This window comes from Alkalihalobacillus sp. MEB130 (assembly GCF_032335535.1).
Taxonomy (GTDB): domain Bacteria; phylum Bacillota; class Bacilli; order Bacillales; family Bacillaceae_D; genus Halalkalibacter.
Window position 1 is genome coordinate 37,164 of record NZ_JAOANA010000021.1, and the last position, 20,641, is coordinate 57,804.

At 36.5% G+C, this 20,641-nt stretch carries 22 protein-coding genes, 1 pseudogene and 2 riboswitches; of the genes and pseudogenes, 20 read left to right on the forward strand and 3 right to left on the reverse strand.

Annotated features, from left to right (window positions below; genetic code table 11):
• Positions 1–87: 87 nt before the first annotated feature.
• The 4 genes and pseudogenes from N0O92_RS18410 to N0O92_RS18425 all read left to right on the forward strand — a co-directional run.
• Positions 88–618 (forward strand): annotated as a pseudogene (locus N0O92_RS18410) (GTP-binding protein); the annotation flags it as partial.
• The gene (locus N0O92_RS18415; RefSeq protein WP_315616176.1) at positions 604–1,038 is read left to right on the forward strand and encodes a GTP-binding protein; all 435 of its coding nucleotides are present in this window, start codon (positions 604–606) and stop codon (positions 1,036–1,038) included. The pseudogene N0O92_RS18410 and the gene N0O92_RS18415, both read left to right, overlap by 15 nt.
• 183 nt (positions 1,039–1,221) lie before the next feature.
• Entirely contained in the window at positions 1,222–2,166 is a 945-nt protein-coding gene (locus N0O92_RS18420; RefSeq protein WP_315616177.1) for a permease, read from the forward strand.
• A gap of 38 nt (positions 2,167–2,204) precedes the next feature.
• A complete protein-coding gene (locus N0O92_RS18425) occupies positions 2,205–3,002 on the forward strand; it encodes a TIGR03943 family putative permease subunit (protein ID WP_315616131.1) in 798 nt (265 codons plus the stop codon).
• Positions 3,003–3,062: 60 nt separating this feature from the next.
• On the opposite strand, the gene N0O92_RS18430 is transcribed toward N0O92_RS18425, so the two are convergent.
• On the reverse strand, positions 3,063–4,109 hold the full coding sequence (locus N0O92_RS18430) for a GTP-binding protein (protein ID WP_315616132.1): 1,047 nt from the start codon (positions 4,107–4,109) through the stop codon (positions 3,063–3,065).
• 29 nt (positions 4,110–4,138) lie between these two features.
• Positions 4,139–4,408, reverse strand: coding sequence for a 30S ribosomal protein S14 (gene rpsN, locus N0O92_RS18435; protein WP_315616133.1), 270 nt, complete (start codon positions 4,406–4,408; stop codon positions 4,139–4,141).
• 272 nt (positions 4,409–4,680) lie between these two features.
• Positions 4,681–4,848: riboswitch (M-box (ykoK) riboswitch) on the forward strand.
• Positions 4,849–5,150: 302 nt separating this feature from the next.
• Between rpsN and mgtE (N0O92_RS18440) the strand changes: the two genes are divergently transcribed.
• From mgtE (N0O92_RS18440) to N0O92_RS18485, 10 genes are all read left to right on the forward strand, one after another.
• A complete protein-coding gene (gene mgtE, locus N0O92_RS18440; protein WP_315616134.1) occupies positions 5,151–6,512 on the forward strand; it encodes a magnesium transporter in 1,362 nt (453 codons plus the stop codon).
• A gap of 7 nt (positions 6,513–6,519) precedes the next feature.
• Positions 6,520–6,682, forward strand: a riboswitch (M-box (ykoK) riboswitch).
• A 93-nt stretch (positions 6,683–6,775) separates the two neighbouring features.
• The gene (locus N0O92_RS18445) at positions 6,776–7,486 is read left to right on the forward strand and encodes an MgtC/SapB family protein (RefSeq protein ID WP_315616135.1); all 711 of its coding nucleotides are present in this window, start codon (positions 6,776–6,778) and stop codon (positions 7,484–7,486) included.
• 34 nt (positions 7,487–7,520) lie between these two features.
• Positions 7,521–8,885 carry a magnesium transporter gene (gene mgtE / locus N0O92_RS18450; RefSeq protein ID WP_315616136.1) on the forward strand — a complete coding sequence of 455 codons (1,365 nt, stop codon included), beginning with the start codon at positions 7,521–7,523 and terminating at the stop codon, positions 8,883–8,885.
• Positions 8,886–9,539: 654 nt separating this feature from the next.
• Positions 9,540–10,202, forward strand: a complete 663-nt coding sequence (locus N0O92_RS18455; RefSeq protein WP_315616137.1) for a hypothetical protein — start codon at positions 9,540–9,542, stop codon at positions 10,200–10,202.
• The gene (locus N0O92_RS18460; RefSeq protein WP_315616138.1) at positions 10,186–10,902 is read left to right on the forward strand and encodes a cytochrome c biogenesis CcdA family protein; all 717 of its coding nucleotides are present in this window, start codon (positions 10,186–10,188) and stop codon (positions 10,900–10,902) included. Before N0O92_RS18455 ends, N0O92_RS18460 begins: the two co-directional genes overlap by 17 nt.
• Before the next feature lie 17 nt (positions 10,903–10,919).
• Positions 10,920–11,480 (forward strand): peroxiredoxin family protein, encoded by a 561-nt coding sequence (locus N0O92_RS18465; protein ID WP_315616139.1) that lies wholly within the window; start codon positions 10,920–10,922, stop codon positions 11,478–11,480.
• A 21-nt stretch (positions 11,481–11,501) separates the two neighbouring features.
• The gene (locus N0O92_RS18470) at positions 11,502–12,191 is read left to right on the forward strand and encodes a response regulator transcription factor (RefSeq protein WP_173401240.1); all 690 of its coding nucleotides are present in this window, start codon (positions 11,502–11,504) and stop codon (positions 12,189–12,191) included.
• Entirely contained in the window at positions 12,181–13,281 is a 1,101-nt protein-coding gene (locus N0O92_RS18475) for a sensor histidine kinase (protein WP_315616140.1), read from the forward strand. The genes N0O92_RS18470 and N0O92_RS18475 overlap by 11 nt, the downstream gene beginning before the upstream one ends.
• Positions 13,282–13,305: 24 nt before the next feature.
• Positions 13,306–14,877: a bifunctional metallophosphatase/5'-nucleotidase gene (locus N0O92_RS18480; RefSeq protein ID WP_315616141.1), complete on the forward strand. Its 1,572-nt coding sequence runs from the start codon at positions 13,306–13,308 to the stop codon at positions 14,875–14,877.
• Positions 14,878–14,882: 5 nt separating this feature from the next.
• Positions 14,883–15,539: a thioredoxin family protein gene (locus N0O92_RS18485; RefSeq protein WP_315616142.1), complete on the forward strand. Its 657-nt coding sequence runs from the start codon at positions 14,883–14,885 to the stop codon at positions 15,537–15,539.
• Here the strand turns inward: N0O92_RS18485 and N0O92_RS18490 are convergent.
• Positions 15,504–15,848 carry a YgaP-like transmembrane domain gene (locus N0O92_RS18490; RefSeq protein WP_315616143.1) on the reverse strand — a complete coding sequence of 115 codons (345 nt, stop codon included), beginning with the start codon at positions 15,846–15,848 and terminating at the stop codon, positions 15,504–15,506. The two genes, N0O92_RS18485 and N0O92_RS18490, sit on opposite strands and share 36 nt — an antisense overlap.
• 331 nt (positions 15,849–16,179) lie before the next feature.
• Here N0O92_RS18490 and N0O92_RS18495 point away from each other — a divergent pair, with 331 nt between their 5' ends.
• From N0O92_RS18495 to N0O92_RS18520, 6 genes are all read left to right on the forward strand, one after another.
• Entirely contained in the window at positions 16,180–16,500 is a 321-nt protein-coding gene (locus N0O92_RS18495; protein WP_315616144.1) for a rhodanese-like domain-containing protein, read from the forward strand.
• Positions 16,501–16,522: 22 nt separating this feature from the next.
• Positions 16,523–17,095, forward strand: a complete 573-nt coding sequence (locus tag N0O92_RS18500) for a sulfurtransferase TusA family protein (RefSeq protein WP_315616145.1) — start codon at positions 16,523–16,525, stop codon at positions 17,093–17,095.
• An 18-nt stretch (positions 17,096–17,113) separates the two neighbouring features.
• Entirely contained in the window at positions 17,114–17,503 is a 390-nt protein-coding gene (locus tag N0O92_RS18505; RefSeq protein WP_315616146.1) for a DsrE/DsrF/DrsH-like family protein, read from the forward strand.
• A 24-nt stretch (positions 17,504–17,527) separates the two neighbouring features.
• Entirely contained in the window at positions 17,528–18,664 is a 1,137-nt protein-coding gene (locus tag N0O92_RS18510; RefSeq protein ID WP_315616147.1) for an MBL fold metallo-hydrolase, read from the forward strand.
• 14 nt (positions 18,665–18,678) lie between these two features.
• Complete coding sequence (locus N0O92_RS18515) at positions 18,679–18,906, forward strand: sulfurtransferase TusA family protein (protein WP_315616148.1); 228 nt, start codon at positions 18,679–18,681, stop codon at positions 18,904–18,906.
• 64 nt (positions 18,907–18,970) lie between these two features.
• Complete coding sequence (locus N0O92_RS18520) at positions 18,971–20,632, forward strand: SulP family inorganic anion transporter (RefSeq protein WP_315616149.1); 1,662 nt, start codon at positions 18,971–18,973, stop codon at positions 20,630–20,632.
• Positions 20,633–20,641 lie beyond the last annotated feature (9 nt).

A 20,641-nucleotide genomic window follows, 5' to 3' on the forward strand; every position in this document is an offset into this window, starting at 1 on the left:
ATATATAAATAAGAATGATTACGGTTTGTGTTCAGTAGAATAGAGAAGTAAATAATAATAGGGGGAGTCGAATTGTCTAAAATACCTGTGTTTGTTTTGAGTGGATTTCTCGGTAGCGGAAAGACAACACTCTTAGAGCGTCTACTAGAGGAGTCCGTAAACCGAAGTCTTAAAACAGCTGTTTTAATGAATGAAATTGGAAAGACGGATACGGATGGTAGAATTCTGTTAGGAAAAAGTCAAATGATTGAGAAGTTATTAGATGGGTGCATTTGCTGCAATAAAAAAAGCGAAGTCGTTCAATGTATGAATACATTGCTTAACTTAAAGCCTGATGTGATTTTCATTGAATTGACTGGTGTTGCCAATCCCGAAGAAGTAGCGGATTCATTAACAGAGCCCGAGCTAATCAATCATGTATATTTAGAAAAAGTGATTTCATTAATTGATGCAGAACATATTCTTTCTTAAAATAGTATATTTGAATCTGATCGTGAGCTTGTAAGAACAACGAGAAAGCAAATAGAGGTTGCTGATCTACTTATCGTTAATAAAACGGATCTAGTTTCTGAATCTAAAAAGCAAAAGATAAACAAGCTTCTAATGAAACAAAATCCAACTTCTCAGATTACTTTTGCAACATTTAGTAACGTCGAATTATCTCCCTTATTTGACCATTTAAAATCTTCGTCAGTAAAGGTCAATGTAAGAATAAAAAAGGCTAACCAATCAGGTCATCACGAGCATACACATAACTCCTACTCTAAAATCAAAAGCATTACCTTGCCACTCGTCTCTACTACAACTTCGTTAGAAATTGAAAAGTTCTTACAAAAGTGGAAAAACAATCTTCTACGAGCAAAAGGCTATGTAAGCCTTAAAGATGGTACATATCTTATGCAACATGCGATGAAACGTGTAAGTTGGGAGCGTTCAACTTATAATGGTGATCATTATTTAGTATTGATCGGGATGCATCTAAATGAGGATGAAATAAAAGAGGAATGGAGACGCCTAGTTCAGAAAATAAAGGTTTAATAATGGGTAAAAAGAGGAGCTGCTGTAAAGCTCCTTTTTATTATAAATCGTAATCATTATTATTTGTCCTCATTAAGGCCACTTGTCCGCATATACATTTAATAAATAAAAGATGGAGGATAGGTAACATATATGCGGACCCCAAAAAATTCTACAGAAATAGTCGGTTTTATTTTGATAGGAATGGCAGTTTTGGTGATATCATTTAACGATCGTTTTACTGTAACGACTCTCTTACTACCTGAATCTTTGTTAACGTTTAATATGATATTTCTTAGTATATTAATTGAAGCCATTCCTTTTGTATTAATTGGTGTCTTTATTGCTGGAATGATTCAGATATTTGTTACCGAAGAACATCTTAAGAAGTTAATACCGAAAAACCCATTTTTAGCGGTTTTGACTAGCTGCTTACTTGGGGCTTTGTTTCCCGCTTGTGAGTGTGGAATTGTCCCAATTGTCCGTCGTTTGATAGCTAAAGGAGTTCCTCTTTTTGCTGGAGTGGGTTTTCTACTTACAGGTCCATTAATTAATCCAATAGTTGTATTTTCAACGTATATGGCTTTTGGAGAAGACCTGAGAATGGCATTATTAAGAATGGGGTTAGGGCTAGGAATAGCAATCATCATTACAGCATTCATCTTAGTTCTCTTTCAAACCAATCAATTAAAAAGAACCAAAGGTGAAACAAATGAACAGGTATCTACCCAAAAGCAACCTATTGGAAGCCGTCTGAAGGCGATGCTTGAGCATGCTATTGATGAGTTCTTTGATATGGGCAAGTTTCTAATTATGGGTGCAATGTTAGCAGCGTTTGTCCAAACGTATATTGCAACTAAGTCAATCCTTGGTTTAGGAGAGGGAATCCTTGCTTCCACACTTGTCATGATGGGACTCGCTTACTTACTGTCGTTGTGTTCTGAGGCAGATGCGTTTATAGCTGCTTCTTTTCGTCACCTTTTTCCACAAACCTCTTTGCTTGGTTTTTTAATTTATGGTCCAATGCTAGATTTGAAAAATACAATCATGATGATGGCTGTTTTTAAGATACGTTTTGTACTAGTTCTTATGATTATCATTACTGGTACTGTACTTGGAGTTTTACTTTTCGTGCATCCATGGGTCTAGAGGGGGAGAAAGTTATTATACATATACAAGTGAGGCAAATGCTTAAGGCAATCGTGTTACTTCTTTTTGCTGTATTTATCTTCATTCTGCATGAAACAGGGGAAATTACTAGATTTATAAACCCTAATTATCTCTCTTTTAGTCAAGTAGCCTCCGTTCTATTTCTATTTTTATTTTTTATCCAAGTACCTAGGATTTTTACTGCGCGACACAATGAGCACGATCATAGTCAATGCGGTCCTTGGGGATGTAGTCATGAAAATGATGAGGGGAGAGTAACAGCAAAAACGATAATTGCTTACGGTATCATCATACTACCGCTTCTTACAGGCTTTCTTCTCCCGTACAAAGACTTTGGTGCCGCAGAAGCACTAAACCGAGGAGTTCATTATTCTAGCCATGACCATAGCCATATTGATGGGCATGGGGAGTTAAACAATCCTCATGAGAAACTAGTAATGGAAATGTTAAAGGAATCAGTTCTTAAAGTCGATAATGAGAATTTTGGTAGTTATTTAGGGGCGATTACTTCATCTCCTGCAAATTTCAAGGGGAAGCCAATTGAAATCGAAGGGTTCATACTAAAGGATGATTTGCTGGCTAATAATCTTATAGTGATTACTAGATTTCTTGTGACTCATTGTGTGGCTGATGCTCATGCAGTCGGGCTTGTTATTGATAAAGGAGCAACTTTAGGAATGGAAGAAAACACATGGATTTGTGTAAGAGGAGAATTAGATGTGAAAGAGAGTAGTGATCATTTGCTGATTCCTGTTATAAGAGTGAATAGTTGGGAAGAAATTCAAGCTCCTATAGAACCGTATATATATCCTTAATTTTAAAATAGATGAGTAAAAAAGAAGGAAAAAGGTAAATCACTACCTTTTTCCAACGTTTTAGTAAGCTATTTTATTTTCATATGTTATTTGTAAACAATCATTTAGCATTTTTTCAATCTCTTCTTGATTCACCTCAGACCCAATGAATAGGAACTCCGTTAGAACATCCTTTTGATTAGTGAAATAGAACTCATTTGTATCAACTTGTATCGATGATCCTACTTGAGAAATGCAATGTAATTCTTGTGTAGAGAGATTGTAGCATCTTCCTTTCATACGAAACACATCACTAGGAATCTTAGTGAAAAATTGTTCTAAAAGTCTAAAATCAACAGGGAAAACGCTCTTATAAACAAACGTATCAATCCCATATTGACCGATAACTTGTAAGGATCTTCTTGATGAGAAAAGTTTGATTTGATCGTTATATAGTTGTTTCGCTTCTTCTTCTATGTTATAGAAAGTCCCTTTATGCTCATTTTGGTACTCCACTTCCTTAAGGCGTTCTACAACTGCGTTTGGTTGTAAGTTTTGTATGAACACGGATATTTCGCCTACTCGCTCATGAGAAAGCTCATCTGTATTGGTCAAATAAATCGCCTCAGCGTGCTCCAGCTGATGAATAAGTGTCTCACCAAACGTATATTCAATTGAGATTTCAGAATCAAATTCATTCACTTCAATGGCGTGTTCGGAAAAATAAGTAAACCAAAAATCCCTTGCGTTTATGATGTGAATATGGGACATTACCAAGCTAGTTAGCCTTGCACTTAGAGATGCTAAACTTGCAAACAGAGTATCAACATGTGAGATAGGATAAATATCTAAAATAATCTCGTCGGTATGATTGGTGTGAAATTCGTCTTCAAGTGTATAGATCAGATTGGTTATCGTATTTATCTCCAAGTGATGAACAGCCTCACTAATAAAGTGTGTAAGTGAAAAGGGATCTTCTTCTGAACGTAATGCTAACTGAACATCGGTAGGGCGGAAGAGAATCACTTTACGGTTGTTCGGGTTCTTTTCTTGCATTTTTCTAATTACATCACATTTATCTTTTAAAGAAAAGCCTGTTATAACGGTTAGAGTTTTTTGTTTTGCCAATCTGAACACATCCTATATTTCTTGAATTTTTACCAACTAGATTTTTTTACACCCGGAACTTGCCCTTTGTGGGCGAGCTCTCTAAAAGCAATCCTTGAAAGTTTAAATTTACGAAGAACACCTCGAGGTCGTCCTGTCAACTCACATCTTCTCGTTAAACGACTTGGCGCTGAATCCCGTGGAAGTTTACTGAGGGCGACGTAATCTCCTTTCTCCTTCAGTTCACGCCTTTTTTCTGCATATCGTGCTACAAGCTCTTGTCTTTTCATTTCCTTAGCAACTTTTGATTTTTTGGCCATGTTAGCAACCACCTTTCATCGATAATCATAATCATTACGATTTAAATAATAAAGGAAAAGAAGGTTGAAGTAAAGTTTTTTGGTGAGTATATCGTAAGTTTTTTAGTTTATGGGGTGATGGAGTGATTGATAAAATGGGTATAGAAGCAAAGATGTCCGACGGAAAATGGGCACCTACAATGATTCTGTTAATGGTAATCGGAAAAGAATATATATGGAATTTGTTGTTGACAAGATAGATTCATTGCTGTAATCTCAAAAATGTTGTTAACTAAATACCTCGTTAGGTGAGGCTCCTGTGCTGGAGATACGCTGCTGCCCAAAAATGTCCAAAGACGCCAATGGGTCAACAGGAACCATCGACATAAGGTGGTTTTTAATGTAGCTGGAATTTTTTCCTATGCCGCACAGTGCTAAAGCTCTACGAATGGAGGAAACTGGACGCTTATTTGCTATGTCTTTACTTTGACATGTATTTGTTAGAGTGGGACTCTGCTTAATTTTGCTTTGGAAAGACACCTTCATTAATAAGAAGGTGTCTTTTTGTTTTTCTTTATGAGTATACGAGGTAATGGTTGATGAAATTTGGTGAATGGAGGTGGTGTGGAATGGATAGTAATCCGGAACCCGAATCGATGCATAAGTGGGCAATTCAGAAAAAGAATACACGTAACGGGGGTTCAACCACATCTTGTCTTTCACTGAAGAAATTAGGTGAACTCCCCATATAAGGAGGAGCATGATGGTTAAATTAGATGAACAGAATCGTGAGCAATATGAACAGCTCATTTTAGATACGCTTCAAGCTGAGGATCGTGAACAATTTCGTGAAACATTTTTAGAATTACACCCTACTGATCAAGTAGATATTTTTGTGAAATTAGACGATGTTACACGGAAACGAGTGTACGAATACGTAACTCCAGAGAACTTTTCTCATATTTTCGAAGGGTTAGAAATAGACCAGCAAAAACGAATTTACCAAGAACTTGATGAAAGCTATTCTTCAGAGATGTTTAATAATATGTTTGCAGATGATGTTGCTGACTTTTTGACGGTTATGACAGGTGGGAAAGCAGAAGATATCTTGCAAAAAATGAATAAAGAAGAAGCTGAAGATGTCAAAGAATTAATGTCTTATGCTCCAGAGACTGCTGGTGCCGTTATGACAAAAGAATTTGTTAGTATTTCATCAACAGATATCGTTTTAAATGTGATTGAGAAACTAAGAAATGATGCACCGGATGCTGAAACGATCTATTATTTGTATGTAGTTAATGAGTTAGAAAAGCTAGTCGGTGTTATTTCATTAAGAGATCTCATTACGGCACAACCAGAGGAATTAATTGAAAATATCATGAGTACAAGGGTTGTGTCTGTACAGGATGACATGGACCAAGAAGATGTAGCAAAACTGATAAAAAAGTATGATTTCTTAGCGGCTCCAGTTGTCTCCAAACAAAATCATTTAGTTGGGATTGTTACGTTTGATGATGTCATTGATATACTTGAAGAAGAAGCAACAGAAGATTTAGGCGAAATTTCCGCAGCCAAAGGCGCAACTGATGTCAATGTTAGTGCATTTACGGCTGCCAAGAAGCGTTCACCATGGATTATTATGCTTATGTTTTTTGGTTTAATTACAGCAGGGGTCATTGGGCAATTTGAAGAAACGTTAGAAGAGATTGTTTTATTAGCGGTCTTTATACCACTCATTATGGATTCCGCTGGTAATACAGGTACACAATCCTTAGCAGTTGCCGTTCGTGGTCTAGCGCTTGGAACAATTAAAAGAGGAAGCATCGGAAAGATGGTCAAGCGGGAGTTAGGTACTGGTGTCATGCTCGGATTAATTTGTATGATTGTTTTAAGTATAACAGTGACAATCATGTATCAACATTGGATGTTAGCATTAATTGTTGGGTTCTCTATTTTCTGTACTTTAAGTGTTGCGACTGTAATTGGAGCAACGGTCCCACTTGTGATTAATAAATTGAAGTTAGATCCTGCTATTGCTTCCGGACCATTCATTACAACGGTTAATGATATTCTTGGTTTATTAATTTATTTCTCTATTGCAACGGCTCTACTTGATTTCTTATAAAACTTGAAAAATGCTTCGTTAGGTGAGGCTCCTGTATGGAGATATGCTGCTACCCAGAAATGTCGAGAGACGCCAATGGGTCAACAGAAACTATCGATCAAGGTGGTTTTTAATGTAGCTGGACATTTCCTATGCCATACAGTGCTAAAACTCAACGATTGAAGTGGATAGCTTATGTATTGGAAAGGCACCCTCAATCGTTTTGGGTGTCTTTTACTTTTATGGGTAATCTAAGAAAGTCATAAGTGAAGAAGGTGGATACAATGATGAATGAATTAGAATTAGTTCTTAAATTATCTCTCGCATTATTTTTTGGTTTGTTAATTGGAATTGATCGGCAATTAAAACACAAACCACTCGGCTTAAAAACATGTATGATCATTTGCGTTGCTAGTTGTATGGTAACAATTGTTTCAATCGAATCATTTCACAAATTTGCTACTCCTACGTATCACGCAATGGATCCGATGCGGCTCACTGCGCAAATTGTAAGTGGGGTTGGTTTTCTAGGGGCTGGTGTGATTCTACGTAGAAATAATGACGTCATTTCAGGGTTAACAAGTGCTGCGGTGATCTGGGCAGCATCTGGACTGGGGATTGCTGTTGGTGCGGGTTTTTATTTATTGCCATCTATAGCGGTCATTCTATTTATATTAGCCATTAACTTTATTCCAACTGTAATCAAAATAGTAGGGCCAGCAGCATTAAGTCAACGAGATGTTCTTGTGAAAGTAGTGATGGAACCTAATTTTAAATTAACCGAGCTGGTTAAAGCCATTGAACGAAAAGGGCAAGGTCTTAATGAACACGAAAAAAGCGATATTATTATTAGAAATTTAAAGCTGAAAGATCTTGATAATGGGAATCAACAAATTGACTTGAAATTATCAGCTCCCGAAAAACAGTATACAACAGAAATTTATTATTTAATTAAAAAAATTGATCATGTAATTTCAGTAGAGATCGAACATTGATTGTTAGCTTCGTTAGGAAAGGAGGTTTGGTGTGATGAAAAAAATAAGCATGAAAAATCGTGAAGAATACACGTATTATCTATTTATGTATTTAAAGAACAAACAAAAAGATTTATTTAGAGAAGATTTTTTAAATTTGCATCCAACAGATCAAGTTGAGATTTTTAAACAATTAAGTCCAGACAAACGAAAAAAAGTGTATCATTATTTAACGGCTGACGAGTTTGCTGAATTATTTATAGGGCTTCGTTTACACGAGCAAAAACAGGTTTTTACAGAACTTGAGGATGACTTTGCCCTTAAGATGCTAGTTGAACTACCAGCTGATGAGATTACCGATTTTTTTAGTGAAATTCCTGAGCATATCTCAACATTTTTATTAAACAAAATGGAAAAGACCGAAGCTGAAAATATTAAGTTGCTCCTTACGTATAAGCATGATTCTGCGGGTTCGCTTATGACCACGGAGTTCATTAAGGTTTCCCCTAATGCTTCGGTGTCACAAGTCATGGAACAACTCCGCTTGGAAGGTATGGATGCAGAAACCATCTATTATATTTATGTAGTTGATGAGTTAGATAAGCTTATTGGTGTCGTTTCATTACGTGAATTAATATCGAATTCGTCAGATGTAACCGTTGATCAAGTGATGAAAGAACAAGTCGTTTCCGTTTCCCCAACAACCGACCAAGAACAAGTTTCTACTATTATTAAAGATTACAATCTTCTGGCTCTACCTGTCATTACAGCAGAAGACAAAATCATAGGAATCGTAACCGTCGATGATGTTATGGATGTAATGGAAGAAGAAATCACTGAAGATTTAGGGGAGTTCGCAGCTGTTAAAGGTGCCCTCGATTTAGACGTAACCTCACTTACAGCGGCGAAAAAAAGGTTACCTTGGCTGATTCTTTTATTATTTATTGGAATGTTTACAGCGGGGCTAATTGGAGTCTTTGAAGCAACATTAGCTGAAGTGGCTGTGTTAGCCGTGTTTATTCCTTTAATTGCAGATATGGCAGGGAATACAGGTACTCAATCGTTAGCCGTTGTTGTTCGGGGTTTGGCCCTTAATAAGTTAGATCGAAAAGCTGTTATTCGTTTAATCAAAAGAGAGGCTGTTACTGGCTTGATATTGGGTATTGTATGTGGTGTACTTGTTTCGGTTATTGCTTTACTAATCCCTCAAGGAAGTACAGTACTTGGTTTTATAATCGGGACGTCTCTGTTTGTGACGATTCTTTTTTCGACAATATCTGGAACAGTCATTCCTCTAATTATTAATAAGTTAAAAATAGATCCTGCTGTAGCATCCGGCCCCTTTATTACAACCATTAATGACATTCTAGGGTTGTTCATTTACTTCTCCATTGCTACATCATTATTGCATTATTTGTAAAGATTTCCGAAATGCACTAGCTAATAGTTTATCAGCACTTTTCACTAATACGACTAATAGGTAGAATTAACAATTTCAAAAGTAAAGTGGTGATACCGCAACTGAGAGGGGAAAAGATTTGGATGATTTCATGGCACATGTAAGTAGAGAAACATAAACCTTTTGAACGAGTAGACCTCATATGTGAAGGGAATCAGTAAATAAAAACCTCCTTTATTATGAAGATGAATTTCTCTACATAGCAAAGCACTAATGAAATGCAGTTGACCCAATACCCTTATAGGTATAAAATGTACCTATAAGGGTATTTTTAGTGGGAGGAATATGCATCTATGAGGAATGAAGAAAAAATTTGTTCAACTAACCAGTGAGGAATTAATAAAGGGACAACAGATGGTAAAAAGGCTAAAATATCGCCTCCAATATGACCAGCTGTTTATCTTTGGTTCCTGGTAGGAGCTATATTTATTATCTATAGTATTATGGGTACTGTACTCTCAATTTTTTAGGGGATATAGTTAATTATGGATCGTACTTTATTTAGCTAAAGAGTCATGGGAAAGTGCATGTGAAAATGCACTTTTTTTGTTTTATTTACTTCTTAAACGTTTCTTAATATTCACAAAGTATAACTGGAGATAAAGGAGGAGCATTATGGAGGAGTTTTTAATTATTGGCTCAGTTCGTTTGCCTATCAAATGGATCTTTATCGGGGTTGCACTAGTAGCAGCCTATCTAGCAATGAACATTCGTTTAAGTCGATTAAATCTAGAAAAGAAAGCATTATTAGATACTGTATTTAATGCGTTACTTTACGGATTTATTGTTTGGAAACTAAGTTATGTATTGTTTAATCCTGGTCATGCTTTTGCCTATCCACTAGGGATTCTTTATTTTGATGGTGGTCAAAAAGGAATGGTGTTAGGAATTCTAATGGGCTTCATTTATATTTACTTTCAATCTACTAAGCAGAGCTTAGGAATAGTAACGTATGTGAATCTTACTTTCAGTGGTTGGCTTGCAGGGAGCGCAACTTATTTTATTTACCTATTCCACACAAATTATATTTACTACTCTGGTCAAATTTTTTTAGCTGGGTGGCTAATGTTTGTTATGTCGAGGAATAAAGAAGTAGATCTTAGAAAAGGGTTATCCAACAGCCTATTAATGTATAGTCTAGGTCAAATCTTTTTAGGTTATTTGACTCATATAAAACCAGTTATTCTTGGGTTCACAAATCTCCAAATTGGTTTTATCCTGTTAGCTCTACTAATGCTAATCGTACAGAAAAGGAAAAGGGGTGAGAAGAATCGATAATTTATCCATTTTAGTAGCATTTACTGCAGGACTGCTTTCTTTCTTATCACCCTGTGTATTTCCGTTACTTCCTGCTTACATTGCTACGTTAACTGGTTCTACAGTCTCTGATAAGGTCAATGTAAACAAGAAACTAGTATTTACTAGATCAATAAGCTTTATTTTGGGATTTAGTATCATCTTCGTACTTTTAGGAGTATCCGCAAGTTTCATAGGTCAATTGTTCATGGAAAATAGAAATATTGTTGAAAAAATAAGTGGACTTCTTATTATCATCTTTGGACTCCAAATGGTAGGCCTTTTACAACTCAAATTCCTCATGAGGGAAAAAAGAATACATATGCAATCTAAAAGGGCAGGTGCAGGACCTTCCTTTTTAATTGGAATGGCTTTTGCATTTGGATGGACTCCATGTGTAGGTGTTGTGTTATCGTCTATTTTATTATTAGCAGCTTCGCTTGAAACAGTAAGTAGTGGTGTGATCTTATTGTCAGTGTACTCATTAGGATTGGGGATTCCATTTTTAATGGTATCAATACTTGTGACCTATTCATTGAAAGTTGTAAGGAATATTAATTCAATCTTACCTAAATTGAGTGTAGTTAATGGTTGGATTTTAATCGGTTTAGGTTTGCTTCTATTTACAGGTCAATTTCAAAGGATTAGTGCTTGGCTTGCAACTTTCACCTATTTTGGTTAAGGAAAGGAAAATAAAAGATGAAAAAACAAAAAAATTTGATTGTGATCCTCCTTTTAGTTGGGCTAATAGGATGGGGTTTAATGGATGTACGTGGACAAAGTGGGAATGAACCGAATAGTGAAACGACTGTAGTAGATGTTGAAGTAGGATTAAACCAAGGAAATTTGGCACCGGACTTTGAATTAGAAACATTAGAAGGAGAGCCATTGAAGTTATCAGACTTTAGAGGGGAAAAAGTAATCCTAAACTTATGGGCAACTTGGTGCCCGCCATGTCGAGCTGAAATGCCCCATATGCAAGACTACTATGAGAAACATAAGAATGATGGAGTTACAATATTGGCAGTTAATTTAACAACTCAAGAGCGAAATAAAGATGCGGTAAGGCCTTTTGTGTATGAGGAATTTCAATTGACATTTCCAGTTGTATTAGATGTCGATGGTGATATCGGAGCGATGTATCAAGCTTATTCTATACCAACAACTTATGTCATTGATACTGAGGGGTTCGTTCAAAATAAAGTGATTGGGCCCATGTCTTATGAAATGATGGAGACAATGATAAACAATATTAATTAATACGAGATGTGGAGGTTCGGAGTGAACACTAAGGGCAAATCTATTTTAATTGTAGAAGATGATCATAAAATAAGACAATTAATTAAGATCTATCTTGAAAAAGAAGGTTATGATGTGTGGGAGGCGGGAGACGGCAAACAAGGCATAGACATGTTTGAGCGGTACGATCCGTGTTTTACGATCATTGATTTAATGCTTCCTGAAGTCAGTGGAGAAGAGGTTTGTAAATGGATTAGGACAGAGAAGAAAAGTGATAGTCCGATTATCATGGTTACAGCCAAGGTGGAAGAAAAAGATCGGATTAATGGACTCAGAATGGGGGCGGATGACTATATAACAAAGCCATTTAGTCCAAATGAACTTGTTGCTCGCGTCGAAACGGTGCTGCGTCGAACAGAGAATCGTTGTAATAAAATTAGTTTTCAAGGGATCACAGTGAAGCCTTTAAAAGGAGAAGTGAATTTTAATGGAACGAAACTTTCTTTAACAAATAATGAAAGCAAATTACTATACATGTTCATGAAGCACCCGAATCAAATTCTATCAAGAGAACAGATGATCGAGGAACTTTATCCAAATGTTGAGAAAGATATTACGAATCGGACAATTGATGTCCATATCCGAAATCTTAGGGAAAAACTAGAGCAAGTAGACGCTCCAGATTGTATTAAAACAGTTCGGGGCATGGGGTATCAGTTTGTTGCCTTTTAAACAAATCGTAAAAAGAATGTTAAAAATGAACCTTATGTTAAAGCTAACGGTGATAAATAGCATCGTTGTCGGACTGGTCATTTGGATTGTTGGTGTATCTGTAAAAGATTTTGCTTGCTATTTAATTGAAAAAGAAAATTCTCTTTCAGCTGAACAAAGGTTAGCTTTTACAAATCAATTGGATTCTTACCTCGTTTACGCTGTTATTCTCTCCATATTCATTGCTGCGGTCGTTCATTTTTATTTTATTCGTTTGTTATTATATCCACTAGGTACTTTAACGGAGGCGATAAAAAAGATTGCAAAAGGGAACGATCCAGCGATTATTTATAACAAAAACTCTGATGAAATCGGTCAATTAACAAGGCACTTTAATGAAATGATAATGAAAATAAAAAAAGTAGAGGATTCTCGTGAGAAAATGACTCAAGATGTTGCTCATGAGTTAAGAACTCCTTTAACCAATATCAATGGCTATTTAGAGGCATTAAGATCGGGAGTAATAAGTGGAAATCAAGAGCTATACGATTCTCTTTTCGAAGAATCGATGAGGCTTACAAGTCTTGTTGAACAATTGCAACAACTTAATATTTGGGAAAATGAATATGGCAGCTCTGTAAATTATGAGTGCTTATCTATTCGTCTTCTTATTGAAAGCCAAGTTGAAATGTTTCGCTTAGAACTTCAGAAACAATCGATCCAAATCAAGGTTAGCGTAGAAGATAAACAGTTACACGCTGAGAAAGAGGCCTTGAAACAGGTCTTAACAAATTTAATTGAAAACGTCCTCAATTATGATAAGGGGGGATGGATGGAGATTATAGGGTTTATGAGTGAAAAAGGCTATCAAGTTCAAGTGAAAAATGAAGGGCTACCTATTCCAGTTGAAGATCAGAACCAACCTTTTGAACGTTTTTATCGAGCTGACCTTTCACGGAATCGTAATTTAGGAGGGTCTGGGTTAGGACTATCGATTGTCAAAGAGATTATCAAAATTCATAACGGAGAAGTAGGCCTAAAAACGAGTCAAAATGTTCATACCTTTTGGTTTACGTTACCAATTGAAAATGATAGAACGTTTTCTGGATAAAGTTGTTTTTTTAGGAGGCTGTCAATGAGTTATAAGGAGCAAAAAAAAGACGAGTGGACACTCACATTACTTCATACAAATGATAGTCATGGACATTTATTACCTATTGAAATATCTAGTTTAGACATTTCTTCTCAATTGCGCTTGTGTCACTCATTTCCTCTATATAAAAAGTTAGGTGGTTTCGCCTATTTAGCTGAAGCAGTTAATCGTATTCGGCAAGAAAATGATCATGTACTTCTACTTGAAGCAGGAGATGTATTCTGTGATAGTGAGATTGCGAACATAACAAAAGGCAGTTTTTACATTAAATTGATGAACCAATTAGGGTATGATGCAATGACACCAGGAAACCATGATGTAGATTATGGAATAGAGGTTTTAAAACAAAGAGCAAATGAAGCGAACTTTCCTATGTTAGCAGCTAATTTATTAGAAGAGGAAACAGAAGCACCTTTATTAGGCAATCCTTATATGGTGAAAGAGATCAATGGTTTTAAAATAGGTATCTACGGTCTGACTTATCATTTAACACCCGAAACAACATCAAAAAAGAATACAAGTGGCGCTAAATACACGTTTAGTTTAGAAACAATACAGTCGGACATTAATCGATTAAAAAATAGGGGAGTTAACTGCGTAATTATATTGTCGCATTTAGGATCAGATTTAGATAGAAAGATGGCAGAAAACATAGAAGGAATTGATGTAATTGTAGGAGGGCATTCTCATGAACCCATTCCAAAGGAGATAAGAAATGGTGTCATCATTTCTCAGTCTACACCATACTATACTGGACTTGGGGTACTAAGGTTGCAATTTAATCGTAGCTCATTAGTAGGAGCAGAAGGAAGTATTATCCCTATTATCCCTGAGAACTTTCAACCGAATGTAAATATACAAAGAATGATAAATGAAATGCGGTTTGAGCACAAAGATCGACTAGAGCAGGATGTCGGAAGTATTACATCTCCTATGATTCGTAATTATAAGCGAGAATCGCCTGCTGAAACGTTCTTTGGCAATATTCTACGTACTAAGACAACTAGTGATATCTCAATATTACCCGGAATAGGGTTTGGGGTAACGATCCCTCCTGGGCCTATCACACTCGAACAATTGACGAACTTGCTACCTCATCGTTCATCTATTTATACCGTACAATTAAAAGGTAGAGATATTGTAGCAGCTTTAGAACAAAGTATTTTAAACCAAATTCATCCAGATGTAGAAGAACGAGTTGGTGGTCTTATTCAAGTAACAGGACTTGCTTTTGTTTATCAATATTCCTCTAAGTTGAAAAACTTAGTTCTAAATGTAAGAGTGAATAATCAACCAATCGCCCTTGATCAATTCTATAAAGTTGTTTTGAACCAGTTGATGTTTGAAGGTGGCCATAAGTACTCATCTTTAAAAAAAGGACAGAATGTGTGTAAATGGGAACAAACAGATATGGAGATGGTGATCGACTGGATGCATAGTAATCCGTCATTACCTGTATATGAAGAAGGGTGGAGTAAACCATTACGTATACCAGATTCCCAGAAATTTCAAAAGAGGTGTTTTCCATTAGAGAATAGTAATATTGAGGAGTGAAACCGATGAAAGTGACTAATCTCACTCTATTTACGATGTCAGCTTGTCCCTTAGGTAGAACGATGAGGCATGTTTTGGAAGAGGTTACTACCTTGTTACCTGAGCAAACATTTTCGATTGTGTTTATTGATCAAGAACCTGAGTTAACGAATGAGGCACGGATAAGTAATAATCCTACTACGTTGTTTCGAGATAAAAATGGAAAAGAAGTTAATCGGGTTGAGGGATTTATGGAAACAGACGAGGTAATACAACTCATTAAAACTAAAAAAACCTATACAGCCTTACCAAGCGGAGCCAAAAGAGAGAAGAGTGTAGAATCTTACACTATCTATTTACTCAATAGTGATGCACTTGAAGCGGTAGACATAGATTTTACTAATCCAACACCCGTGAAAACGCCTCGTATCACAGCAATCAATTTGCTATTAGAAGCTGATTTACAACCATTAACTAACCCGTTTCCAGATAGTGCTACTTTAGAATTAGTTGAGTTTGAAGAAGATTTATCACGAGTTTATATTAACCATGAAGAAAAAACAATTTCAGAAGATAACGCGTACAAGATGAAAAAGTGTCTACTACAAACATTACACTCATACGGCACTAAAAAAATTGAGCTGGTTCTAAAAAAAGATTATAAAAAACATAATAGTTTCTAATTTATCGTAAAAGACCTTAAACATTGTTTGAGGTCTTTTATAATTATTTAATTTGTAAAAAGATTTTAACGCATTGCGTTCCTCATTAATGTCATTAGCGGTCCTAATACCTGACCCTCTGATTAGTGGTAATGGAGGACACCAACCCCGCACAGAGTGTTGCAGTAAAAAATAACTAATCACTCCTGAAAATAAATGCCACCTTCTGTTGCTCGTAAACCCTAGAAAGGTTCCGAGGAGAACGAAAGACGCTGCTGAAGCTTCTAAAACTCGTTCCGTATCCCATTCTTGATCTATCAAGTGTATCAAGTCGCCTCATTATATCTTCCTTGTCCTTATATCGATATCTCTTCATATTATGCTGTGTTTCTAGTGCAATCTTTTCGTTCACTTTTACTGGTGTGTTAACTGCACTCTTCTTGAAGTTGGGGGAAGGAATCCCATATAAGTGCACCTATTTCCACCAAATCACAAAATCTATTCGCGGAATAGGAGTAAAAGCGGAATTAAATTATTGGGTTAAAGAACTGAATTTAGCAAAGTGCTCTTTAAACCTGAAGAAGTAAAAATGTCTGCCTTTTGAAATGATAACTATGTATCACTCTTTTTTTATCTGCATTTAGAGGAGGAAATATACAATATGTCAACAAAAATATTGATTGAAGAAATTACACCAACCGAAGTATCACATCGCATAAATGAAGGCAAGCGTGATAGCATCATTGACGTTCGTGAACATGATGAAATAGCAGAAGGAGCCATTCCTGGTATACACCATATTCCACTTGGAGAGCTTGAGGATCGACTTAGTGAAATTGATAAAAGCAAAGAACATATCTTAGTTTGCCGCTCCAGTGCTAGAAGTGGAAGAGCTGCTGAATTCTTGAAAGGCAAAGGATATAAGGTGAAGAATATGGCAGGTGGAATGCTGGATTGGGAAGGTGATTTAGATAGAAAATAATCTTGTTAGGGAGGTGAACAAATTGGAAGTAACAGTAAATAAAACTTTAGATGCAAAAGGCCTTGCATGTCCAATGCCAATTGTTAAAACAAAAAAGGAAATGAATGCGCTTGAACCTGGTCAAGTCATGGAAGTACAAGCGACTGATAAAGGTTCAACCGCCGATATAAAAGCATGGGCAAAAAGTACAGGGAATCAATACCTTGGAACGATTGAAGAGGGAGATACGTTAAAACATTACCTTCGAAAAGCAAGTTCGGAAGAAGAAAAATCGCAAACCAAACATCCTCATGTTGTGACGCTTGATGAACTTTCTAAAAAAATCGAAGGTGATGAAAAAATCACCATTTTGGATGTGAGAGAATCTGCAGAATATGCTTTTGGTCATATTCCGGGAGCTGTTCATATTCCGTTAGGAGAGCTTGAAGAGCGCTTTGAAGAGTTAGATAAAAATGATGAACTCCATGTTGTATGTCGCACGGGCAGCAGAAGTGATTTCGCCGCACAAAAACTTGTTGAAAAAGGATTCAATCATGTGAGAAATGTGGTACCTGGTATGAAAGAATGGACGGGCCCAACAAATAAACTTCATTAAAAAAGGGAGAGAGTATCATTGAAAATGGCAATTATCGCTGCAAATGGTGGAATGTTTGATGCTTACAAAGTTTTTAATATTGCAACAGCAGCCGCTGCTACAGATGCTGAGGTTGAAATATTTTTCACTTTTGAAGGATTAAATTTAATTCATAAAGAGGCACATAAAAACCTTCCCATGCCTGCAGGTACAGAACATTTCCAAGAAGGCTTTAAGAAAAACAATGTCCCACCAGTTGATGAACTTGTTTCGATGGCAACAGAAATGGGTGTAAAAATGATTGCTTGTCAAATGACAATGGATGTTATGAGTTTAGAGAAGGAACATTTTATTGAAGGAATTGATGTTGGTGGTGCCGTTACATTTTTGACGTATGCAAAAGATGCTGACGTGACCCTGACATTTTAATAAAGAATTATAGGAGGGGAAACCATGACGACAACAACTGCGATTAAAGGAATCAAGGTTAAAGAGTTAACAAAAAAGATTCTTAATGGCGATCAAATTTTTATTTTAGACGTAAGAAACACAGGTGATTTTGACGATTGGAAAATTGAAGGGGAAAACGTCCATATTATTAACAAGCCTTACTTTGATTTAATTGACAGTCTTGATCCGATTATGGAACAACTGCCTAATGATCAACCGATCTATGTTATTTGTGCAAAGGGAGGTTCGTCTGAATTTGTCGCTGAACAAATTGCAGAAGCTGGGTATGATCATGTTTATTCTATTGAAGGCGGAATGAAAGCTTGGAGTGAACATTTAGAGCCCATAAAAATTGGTGATTTAACAGGTGGCGGCGCAATTCATCAGTTTGTTCGGATTGGAAAAGGGTGCTTATCCTATTTAATTGAATCAAATGGAGAAGCAGCTATCATTGATGCAGCGCGTATGATTGAACCTTATGAACAATTTATTAGCGAACATAACTTGCAGCTAACTCACCTACTAGACACGCATCTTCATGCTGATCATATTTCCGGCGGACGAATGTTAGCTGAAAAGGTAGGTGGTGAGTATCACTTACCACCAAAGGATGCTGATGAAGTAACGTATACCTATACAAAGCTAGAAGATGGAAATGAGATCAAGGTTGGGAAAGCGGTAATCAAAGCTATTTATTCACCTGGACATACGATAGGGAGTACGTCCTTTATTGTCGATGATCAATATCTTTTAACTGGAGACATTTTATTTATCGATTCAATTGGCCGTCCTGATTTAGCTGGAAAAGCTGAAGATTGGGTGGCGGATCTTAGACAAACCCTTTATGACCGGTACAAACAATTAACAGATAATCTGATTGTACTACCTGCCCACTACATGGGAATTAATGAAATGAACAAAGATGGAAGTGTTTCAGAAGAATTAGGTAAATTGTATAAAGAAAATCACGGATTAAATATCAAAGATGAAATTGAATTTAGAAAAACCGTTTCAGAAAATTTACCGCCACAGCCGAACGCTTATCAGGAAATTCGAGAGATGAATATGGGCAAGATCCATCCTGATCTTGAGGAACAACGGGAGATGGAGATTGGGCCAAATCGCTGTGCAGTACGTTAAGGAGGAATGACAAGATGGATGTGACGAAAGTTTTAGATGCAAAAGGTCTAGCGTGTCCCTTGCCAATTGTGAGAACAAAAAAGGCGATGGATGAATTACAATCAGGTGAAGTGTTAGAGGTTCAAGCTACAGATAAAGGTGCAAAAAATGACCTTACAGCATGGGCAAGTTCAGGAGGGCATGAATTAGTAAGTGACAAAGAAGAGAATGGAGTCTTTACATTCTATATTAAGAAATCCTAATTAAGAAGGGTGCTATGCACCTTTCTACATACGATTCATTAACAACAGAAAGGAGGCAATAGATGTGATTAAAAAATTTATTCCTGCATTGGAGTGGATCCCCAATTATCAGAGAACAGATCTGAGAGGAGATATGTCCGCTGGCTTAATTGTAGCAGTGATGTTAATACCTCAAGGAATGGCTTATGCTATGTTAGCTGGACTTCCTCCTGTCATTGGTCTATACGCGTCTACCATTCCGATTATTGTTTATGCACTATTTGGAACATCTCGTCAATTGGCCGTAGGACCAGTTGCAATGGACTCTCTATTAGTTTTAGCGGGTGTATCTGTTTTAGCTGAACCAGGTACAGCAGAATTTATCTCATTAACCCTCTTATTGATGTTAATGGTCGGACTTATTTTATTTTTAATGGGATTGTTCCGACTTGGCTTCCTAGTTAATTTTTTATCGAATGCGGTTATAAGTGGTTTTACATCAGCTGCCGCTATTACGATTGGACTCAGCCAACTAAAGCACTTAATTGGCGTGAATATAGTTGCAGACCAGAATGTATTCACCATTGTTTGGGAAGCAATCGTAAGAGTAGTGGAGATCAATGTCGTTACCCTTTCGATTGGTATAATAAGTATATTGTTATTAATTGGTTTAAAACGTCTCCCTAAAGTGCCAGCCCCTCTTGTTGTTGTAGCGTTAAGCATTTTACTTGTGTTTTTCTTAAGGCTCGATCTCTTAGGTGTAAAGATTGTGGGTGAAGTACCAAGAGGGCTTCCTCCAATAAGTTTACCTGTTCTTTCGCTTAGTTCAATCATCTCACTACTGCCGATAGCTTTAACGATTTCATTTATTGCCTTTATGGAGGCTATCTCAGTCTCAAAAGCAATTGCTACAAAAGAAAAATATAAAATTGTACCGAATCAAGAGTTAGTCGGAATTGGATTAGCGAATGTAGCCGGATCCTTCTTTTCAGCCTATCCAGTAACAGGCGGTTTTTCGAGGTCAGCTGTTAATTATCAAGCTGGTGCTCGTACACCATTAGCTTCACTGCTTACAGCCGCATTAATTATCCTCACTTTGCTTTTTTTCACTGGGTTATTTTATTACCTTCCTAATGCAGTTTTAGCAGCCATCATTATGGTTGCTGTCTACAAGTTAATTGATATAAAGGAAGCAAAACGGTTATTTTGGATTCGAAAAGTAGACGGTTGGACTTGGGTGGTCACATTTGCAGCGACTCTTGTGCTTGGAATTAAAGTAGGCATTCTGCTTGGAATTGCATTTTCCTTGCTTGTGTTTCTTGCTAGAAGTGCATACCCTCATGTTGCCGAGTTAGGTTTTTTAACAGAAGAGAATGTTTTTAGAAACATTAAACGTTATCCTGAGGCCAAAGTGGATCCCGATGTGATGATTTTTAGAACGGATGCTTCTCTTTATTTTGCCAATATGACCTTTTTGGAAGATAAATTATGTGAGCGAGTTGGGGAAAAACCCGAAACGAAATGGATTATCCTCGATTTTTCAGGTGTCAATTCAATTGACGCTGTTGCCATTCATTCTTTAGAAGAAGTAATGGAGTCGTGTGGCAAAGGTGGAATTGAGTTTTTATTTGCAGGGATTAAAGGCCCTGTGATGGATTTATTGAAGAAGGCAGATTGGGATAAGAGGTATGGCGATAATCTTAACTATTTATCCATTAACCAAGCTTTAAAAGCAATCAGAAAATAGGTGAAAGCT